Raw genomic sequence first — 1,552 nt, forward strand, 5'->3', positions numbered from 1 at the left:
GTCGGTGAGGTAGGGCAGCAGGAGCAGACCGGGGACGGTGCCGAACGCCCCGGTGACGAGGGAACCCAGCGCGTAGCCCGCGCGCACGCGCGTCGTGGTCGGCTGCATCGTGCGGGTGATCCTCGCACGGGTGAGGGACCCGGCCGCCGTCACGACTGCGGGGTTCCGCGCGGTCATCGGCTTCTGGAATTGATCTTCGCTGCGTACGCTCTCCGCGCACCGGCGGGGCGACCCCGCCGACCACCACTGGGGGAAGAACGTGTCAGCAGCGCTGAAGACAGGCGCGGTCCTCGTGGCCGCCCTGGTCTGCACGGGTGTCGCGGCGGCGCCCGCGCGGGCGCAGGAGGCCACCGGCGAGATCACCGGCACGGTCTGGATCGACCGGGACGGGGACGGGCAGGTCAACCGGGTCGGCGAGGGGCCGCGCTACGCGACGGAGCGGCTCAGGTCGTACACCGAGGTCGAGGTCGTGGCGCGCGAGACCGGTCATCGCTGGACGGCGCAGACCAACCCGTACGGGGAGTTCCACTTCTCCGGTCTGCCGCAGGGCGTGTTCGACGTGTCGGCGGACGCGGTCGGGATGCGGTCCCTCGGCCCGGTCACCCGGCAGGTCGAGCTGAGCGCGACCGCCCCCGCCGCGGCCCCGCTGATGTTCCCGCAGCTGGGCAACAACATCGTGGTCAACGCCGTGGTCGACTCCGACGGCGACGGGATCCTGACCGATGAGCGCGGCGAGCTCAACCAGACCTTCTACGTCAGGGGCCGCGACGTCGAGGGCAAGCCGTCCTACGGCGACACCGTGACCCTCGGCCCCGCCAACGTCATCGAGGGCCTCCCCGCCGGGGTCTACACGGTCTACTCCCACACCCCGCCCGCCGGGACCAGGCTGACGAAGCCGAACGCCCGCACCAACGCGGACCCGGTGGACCAGGACTCCGACTTCGTGCAGTCCTACTACGGCCCGACCACCCTGCCGCACGTCTTCACCGGTGACGACGGCGTGTGGACCCCCGGCTTCGGCGTGACCGAGGGCCAGGGCGAGACCAACCCCGTGCTGACCAACGCGGCCAGCGGCTGGTGCCTGGACCAGGAGCACCCGACCGGAACGGCGACCGAGGTCGTCGGCGCGCACCACTGCAACAGCGGTGCGAACCAGCGCTGGGTGTTCGAGTGGGCGGGTCCGGACGTGGTCAAGCTGGCCAACGAGCGCACCGGGCACTGCGTCGACCAGGAGCACCCCAACGCCGTTGTCGCCCACCCGTGCGGCGGCGGGAACGAGGAGTTCTGGCGGGTCGTGCACGACGAGCGGGTCGACGAGGCCGCGACGCTGGTCAACGTGGCGACGGGGCACTGCCTGGACCAGGAGTACCCGAGGGGCGGCGCCACGACCAAGGTCGGCGCGTACCCGTGCAACGGCGGGGCGAACCAGAGGTGGCTGGTGTCCTGACCCGTCAGGACGCGAAGAACCGGGGCGGGCCAGGATCTCCAGGTCCGCCCCCGCTCGGTACCCCGGCCCACCCGGGGCGAGTGCCCCCAGGTGATACAGTCGCCC

General features: G+C 72.2%; 1 protein-coding gene. It reads left to right on the top strand.

All coding sequences use genetic code 11. The annotated features are described in order from the left end of the window. The first annotated feature begins 259 nt into the window (after positions 1-259). Complete coding sequence (locus ACTUAL_RS00025; protein WP_440898807.1) at positions 260-1,447, top strand: RICIN domain-containing protein; 1,188 nt, start codon at positions 260-262, stop codon at positions 1,445-1,447. The last annotated feature ends 105 nt before the right edge of the window (positions 1,448-1,552 follow it).

It is taken from the genome of Actinosynnema sp. (assembly GCF_052038725.1).